Here is a 6382-nt window from a genome sequence, read left to right as displayed (position 1 = left end):
GCAGCACCAGTAAACCTTCCCCCTGCATCGTCCTCCTCAAATCAGATTCGTGGTCGGTGACAAGGTATACCGAATCCGACCTACTGAACGCCCATGTTCTAATGTCATGGGATATGAGTGCATCGCTGCGGGGAATCCCTTCTCACATTGAAGATTGGGGCTTCGCCGTTCTGGCTACTTTTCTGGCCTTTATTTATGGCGCGATCGCCACTAACGGATCTCAGCAAGAAATAGTCCAGGCCATATTAGCCATCTTGTTCATCCCCGCGTTGCTCTTTTGGCGCACGCGACCGACCGCGTCATCGGTCGCCATGCTCTTGCTCATGGCCTTGTGGACCGCAAACTGGTTTTCCGCACTTCCCTTGAACCTGGGGTTCACTCCCTTCGTGCTGGTCATGCCGATTATCGTGTATACAACAGCACGATTCTTGGAGCGACGAATAATCTCCTTCCTCTTTTATGCCGCGGCGCTGGTGTACTGCTTTGTGTCCCCGATCATGTGGTACCAGACTGAATCAGGAATGCTCTATCACAGCAGCGACCAAGGTCTCTCCTGGTTACTGATTCAGTGGCTTGGCCTGACCGCCATCCGGCAGATCGCGATCAACCGCCGCAGAGAAGAAGATCGCCATGCTGAACAGCAGCGCAATCGAGAGCATGCCGCCCTGGAGGAACAATCTGCCATTCGAGAGCGGGAACGAGTCCAAATTGCCAGAGAGATCCATGATGTTCTTGCCCATAGTCTTACTTTGATAAATGTTCAGGCCTCTGCAGGGATAATGGTGGCCCGTCAACGCCCTTCGAAAGACCATGCCGGGCACGAAGAGATACTGGAAAGCATCCAAGACACCAGTTCTTCTGCCTTGGCAGAGGTGAGAGGGATCGTCAAAGCACTGCGTTCTGAGACAGATTCCATCTCCTTAGATGAGATAACGAACCTCGCCAGTGCCGTCGAGCAGATTGACAAGTACCGGAAAACCGGAATGGAGATCACTGCCTCGCTCCCCTCCGACCGAGACCTGGCCGAAATATCATCTTCGTCCCCGCTTATCGTCCAGCTGGGCGTTCGCCGCATCCTCAACGAGTCCTTGACCAATGTGGTACGCCACCAAGGGGTCGGCAGCCGGGTGGAGGTGGATATTTCCGTTGACTGGGAGGACGACGAAATCACGCTGGATATCGAGAGCTGGTCACCGGGAGTACAGGATGAGGTCTCACCTGCACTGACGGGCACAAAAAGCGGTCTCATCGGAATGCAGGAGCGCGTGGACAGTCTCAATGGTCAGATTCAATACCATTCCAGGCAGGGATACTTCCGTGTGCAGGCGTCATTGCCGATCTCACCGTGTTAGGTGTAAGAAGTCGGTCAATAGAATCAAGAGGGGTTGCAGAAAGTAATGGAGCACGCACACGGAAGTCAGGGTTCCGAAACGCGGAATGACCGCCCTATCCGGGTGCTGGTAGCTGACGACCAGCCCATGATGATCACTGCCCTCAAAACTATTCTGAACACCCAAGACGACATCGAGGTCGTTACGACCGCGGGCAACGGACGAGAAGCCATTGAAGCTGCAGAAAGGTGGCGTATTGACGTCGCCGTCCTCGACATCCGCATGCCCCACCTAAACGGGATCGAGGCCGCGCAGATCATCCGACAGCGCCGTGAAACCACGAAGGTCTTGATGTTGACGACCTTCGACTCCGAAGATCTCGTACGCCGGGCACTGGAAATAGGGGTACAGGGTTTCATGCTCAAAGACTCCGGACCGGAAGCTCTGATCGATGCCATACGGAGGATCCATCAGGGGGCGTCCGTCCTCTCCCCGGGGATCACCGAGTTCGTCATCAACGGCTTCCGGGACTCTTGCGTAGCGGAATCCACCACGACAGCCCCTCCTGTTGAGCCGTTGACGCCTCGTGAGCTGGAAGTGCTGGAGCGGGTGGCGCTCGCCGAGACCAATGCTGAAATCGCCGCACATCTCCACATCGGGGCAGCCACCGTCAAAACCTATGTATCGCGGTTGATCGCCAAATTAGGGGTACGTGACCGCGTCGGACTAGCGGTATGGGCTCACACCTCCGGCATTGTCAGCGCCCAGAGTTCACAAGCCGTGAAATAGGAGAGGATTCCCCCGCCCGGGGGAACGGGCGGACAAAAATTTCGTTCTTGAGACGGATTCGCTCACTTGCCTCAGCAAGCGATTATGGGGTTTGTGACCTCTACAGCCTTAAACACAGTGGCTTTATCGTGTGACAACCTCCGGATAGGATTCGGCGGCCACCAAGTACTGGATGGTTTTTCCATGCAGGTCAAAACTGGCCGGGTACACGCCTTGCTAGGCAGGAATGGGGCCGGCAAGTCCACGTGCTTTCGGATCATTTTGGGACTCGAAGATCGCGGAACCGGGACCGTGGAAATCCTTGGTGCACAACGCACAAGGGACAGCTTGATCAACATCGGCGCCTCCATCAACGGACCCGCTTTGTATCCGCACCTGTCGGCCAGGGATAACGCCCGCGTTCATGCGCAGTTGCTTGGGCTCGGCACGGACGAGGCCGACCGAACATTGAGCATGGTGGGACTGCAAGAAACCGGACGAAAGAAGGCACGGGATTTCTCCACCGGTATGAAAGCTCGCCTCGCCCTGGCAATTGCCATGCTGGGCTCACCGCCCATTCTCCTTCTGGATGAACCTCAAAACGGCCTTGATCCACAGGGAATCGTGGATCTTCGGGGTTTCCTCCGGAGCTGGACTACAGGAGGAGGAACTGTGCTGGTCAGCTCCCATCAGCTGGGAGAGGTCGCACGGCTGACCGACGATATCACCGTCCTGGTCAATGGCCGGGATGCCTATTCCGGTCCTCTGCATGATTTCGCTGATCCAGATCGCCTTGAGGATGAGTTTTTGCGTATGACCCACTCAACAGGGGCAACGCGATGACCGGGGCGACCATTCATGCACGTTCTCGAGCCCGACACCTCGCACGGGCGGGCACCTGGCCCGGTGTCATCCGGGCGGAGCTTATCCGTCTCAAATCCTCTGCCCTCCAGTGGTTTCCCCTGATCGGGTTGCTCATCGGCCTTCTCAGCTCGACGTTTTCCCTCTGGTCGTCTGGCGCTCATGATGCCTCAGGCATCTTGAGCTGGCAGGCCATGTACATCACCGGCATGGCGGCCCCTATTCTTGCCCTGTTGGCGGGTCTGGCCGAAACCAGGGAAAAGAAGGCACGCTACGGCGGAACCAATCTCCGCCCCGTCTCCCCCATCAAGACGAGGGCGGCCCGGTTGATGGTTCTCATCGCCCTCTCGGCTGTCTTCCACCTGCTCAATTTCGGTGTTGCCTGGCTTTATGCGGTTGCCGATTACCGTGCGGGGGCCGGAACAATCCTCAGTGCGGGTGCGCTCTCCTGGATCGGGAGCATCTCGACCATCGCGTTGTTTAGCATCGTCGCGCGCGTTACCGGCATGATTCCTGCTCTCTTGGTTGCGGTGGTTTATCAGGTTGCCGGCACCTTGACCGCGGAAGCTAGCTGGTGGTGGGCCTTTCCACCCGCCTGGCCAGTCCGCCTCTTGCTCCCGACACTAGGGATCCACTCCAACGCTGTTCCTCTGGAGACCGGGCACCCACTCGCGGAGGAATCCCCGGTGGCTGGCCTCGCCCTCAATCTTGCTTTCGCCGTGGTCACAGTGGGTTTGGCCGTTGCATTGAGGGGCCAACGAGTAACAGGGAAACGCCCTAACCCCCACAGGCGAGATTCAGATGACGGTGACGACCCGAAACATGCCACGGTTGATCCCTCCGTGACCGGTCTTTCTCACCACCCGGTTGTCCACATACGCGGTGAGCATAATGTTCGAGAAAACCAGTCTTTGCTCAACGTCCTAGCAGCAGTCCACAGGCCCCTGAGCCGCACCGCCGCGACTCCCCTGGCCATCACCGCAGTAGTTCTTGTTTATGCAGTGGCGCTAATCTATCCCCCCGGGTACGTCAGCGGGTTGTATACCTTCGCGATTCTGCCCTTGGGCGCGGGACTGCTCCCCGTGATGACCTGGTCGGCGCTCTCCGGTGCCTGGCCGATTGCCGTAACCGAGAATCACCGCATCCGGGGTGCTTACCTTGCCTGGCAGGCGATTCTCCTCCTACTGCTGGCGGTAGGTACTGGTGGTGCCCATCTGTTGGCCGGCGGTGATCTCACTCAAACTGCGCGGATGGTGGTGCTGTGGGCGCTGACAGGAATCTTGTTGACCATGGTCTCGACCGCCCTACGGATCCGATTCGGATCGGGGGTAGCTATCGCAGCGACCGTGCTGTGGACGGTTGTCTCGGCCACTTTAGGCGGAGACGTCCTCGCGGAGACGGTGCTCTGGCTGGTGGCGGTGCCGTCCTGGCCGGAAACAGCGGATACTGCTGCCCGCTTCGTTATCGCGATAGTGCTCCAGGCATTGCTCATCAGTGGCAGCACTGTTTGGGCCACCCGAGAGATCCGCGGCTCAGAACGCCGTGGCTGATTTCACACTCTACGACAAGCAGAAAGACAGGACATGAACGCGGTAATTGACAGCGCCAGTCAGCCCGTGGCGCCGTTACGACGGCACTTCGTGCAGATCACCGGAACATTACGCATCAACGGCAAGGAAGTATCGAGTACCCGGGCGGCCCAGCTCTTGCACATGGTCGCCAGCGGAGGAGGACGGCTGGCCCGGAGCACGATCGAAAAGGTGCTCTACGGGGGGTTCTGCTCGCGATCCTCGTTGTGGTACCCGCTCAAGGTGTGCCAGGAATCTGGCGTTGACATCCATTACGACAAAGTAACCCGCTCGGTGGTCCTACATGACGCGGTCCTCTTCGACTATGACGTCGCTGTCAACTATCTCCGCCAGGGAAACCCCCAGGCAGCCCTCTGGGTGCTTAATGGATGGCCGTTTGCCTCCAGCACCGACCCCTATGCCGAATCCCTCACTACCCGGCTCCGAGACGAATTCCTCGCAGCCCAGCCCAACATGTACAGGAGCGAAATTGAAGACGCCTTCGAGGTCCTCGACACCAAGTGTCTCGGTCACAGCGCCCACCGGATGCCCCATTATTCGAGCTGCATCCACTGATATCACCGTTCTGGAAGACCTCGCCGAGGCGACAACAGTCACTGACCTGCTCCGCCTTGCGGGGCGGCACCCCCTCCTGTGGGCCGAGCTCAACACCTTCCATCCAGAGATAGTCACCAATGCCTCTCAAATTGTTGACGGCTCGGAGCAACGTCCCAAAATCATCCGGAAGACCGCCCGGGCGCTCTCTGGCCTTATAGCCCGTTCAGCAGGAAGGGCTACCCCCTCTCGGATGATCAGCACCGTGGGAGAAATATCTTCGTCGCCCTCCAACGTCCCCGGTGAAATTACCCTCGAACCCACGCTGACGATCACAGCTTCCCGCTCATCGATCGTGGCTGATGACAAGAAGGCGGAAGGCACGATTCTCCGATGGAATCCTTCGGCAGTGATCATGGACGAGCGCTGTTACATCACCGCTCCCCGCAGTCAATCGACTCCTGTGTTCAGTTCCGTGGGCGTCAACCCTTTGATCAAAGGGATACGGGCCTGGGCTAAAACCCCCATTTCCGGCCAGGACCTGCGGGCAACGATTCTCAATGCTTATCCTGACGCGGACATGGCCAGTATTGAGAAGGTGATTCACCAGCTGGTCAAACATGAATTTCTCCTCTCCGAAAAGTCTATCGGCTACGACACCTACCGCTCCCAGCGCAACTTATTTACCCAAGAATTCGCCCTGGAGGCTGACGAGAATCACCTACCAGCACAGACTGAATACGCAGATGAAGATGTTGATTCCTACCGCTCTGCCGTGGGAGCCCCTCCGACGGGCATGAGGGAAGAACTAACAGCCTTCCTGGAACACGGTTTCACCCACGGAGCTTTTGAATACAACGACAGCGGACTCGCGCAGGTCCTGGCACAACTACTCCTGGAAAAATATGGTGCCTCGAGGATCCCGCTGACACACCTGATCCATCCCGTCTTCGGCCTGGATTGGAAAACTGTCACCACCTCTCCCCAGGCCCGCAGCCTGACCGCGACAAAATCCTCCTCTGACTACCTCCGTTCCGTCTACACCCGAGGCATCAAATCCGCGGATGGCTGGGTTGACCTTCAATCCGAGGCCGCCTCGCTCCCCAGGGAGAAACGAACCTATTCTCGCTTCGATTCCCTCGATCTCATCGCGTCACTCCACGGGACCCCCACCGACCCCACCTATAACATTGCCGACGCGATTTCCAGTATCCCCGGCGGCGTAGCCAGTGCACGCTTCGATCTCCTGCCCAGCCGTCATCTTAACGACGAATACGCAATCAACATCGACTGGGTATC

The 6382-nt window shown here is 58.0% G+C and carries 6 protein-coding genes; all 6 read left to right on the top strand.

What is annotated here, in order from left to right:
- The coding region (locus tag HMPREF0298_RS00465; RefSeq protein ID WP_245527418.1) for a sensor histidine kinase at nt 1–1352 on the top strand (1352 nt) is incomplete at its 5' end.
- A 45-nt stretch (nt 1353–1397) separates the two neighbouring features.
- Entirely contained in the window at nt 1398–2120 is a 723-nt protein-coding gene (locus tag HMPREF0298_RS00460; RefSeq protein WP_006839097.1) for a response regulator, read from the top strand.
- 84 nt (nt 2121–2204) lie between these two features.
- On the top strand, nt 2205–2942 hold the full coding sequence (locus HMPREF0298_RS11690) for an ATP-binding cassette domain-containing protein (RefSeq protein ID WP_083789470.1): 738 nt from the start codon (nt 2205–2207) through the stop codon (nt 2940–2942).
- 212 nt (nt 2943–3154) lie between these two features.
- The gene (locus HMPREF0298_RS12635; RefSeq protein ID WP_245527417.1) at nt 3155–4510 is read left to right on the top strand and encodes a lantibiotic immunity ABC transporter MutE/EpiE family permease subunit; all 1356 of its coding nucleotides are present in this window, start codon (nt 3155–3157) and stop codon (nt 4508–4510) included.
- Nucleotides 4511–4543: 33 nt separating this feature from the next.
- Nucleotides 4544–5104, top strand: a complete 561-nt coding sequence (locus tag HMPREF0298_RS12360) for a hypothetical protein (protein WP_006839094.1) — start codon at nt 4544–4546, stop codon at nt 5102–5104.
- Nucleotides 5082–6382 (top strand): lantibiotic dehydratase (locus HMPREF0298_RS00440; protein ID WP_245527432.1); only part of this gene is annotated, 1301 nt, incomplete at its 3' end. The genes HMPREF0298_RS12360 and HMPREF0298_RS00440, both read left to right, overlap by 23 nt.

Source organism: Corynebacterium lipophiloflavum DSM 44291 (assembly GCF_000159635.1).
Classification (GTDB): Bacteria; Actinomycetota; Actinomycetes; order Mycobacteriales; family Mycobacteriaceae; genus Corynebacterium; species Corynebacterium lipophiloflavum.
The sequence above is the reverse complement of the archived record's forward strand: the minus strand, read 5'-3'. Positions and strand labels throughout refer to the sequence as shown.

Excerpts from the sequence above, each read along its gene's own strand:
- HMPREF0298_RS00460 (WP_006839097.1), top strand. The coding sequence starts at position 1,398 with ATGGAGCACGCACACGGAAGTCAGGGTTCCGAAACGCGGAATGACCGC.
- HMPREF0298_RS11690 (WP_083789470.1), top strand. The coding sequence starts at position 2,205 with ATGGGGTTTGTGACCTCTACAGCCTTAAACACAGTGGCTTTATCGTGT.
- HMPREF0298_RS12635 (WP_245527417.1), top strand. The coding sequence starts at position 3,155 with ATGTACATCACCGGCATGGCGGCCCCTATTCTTGCCCTGTTGGCGGGT.
- HMPREF0298_RS12360 (WP_006839094.1), top strand. The coding sequence starts at position 4,544 with ATGAACGCGGTAATTGACAGCGCCAGTCAGCCCGTGGCGCCGTTACGA.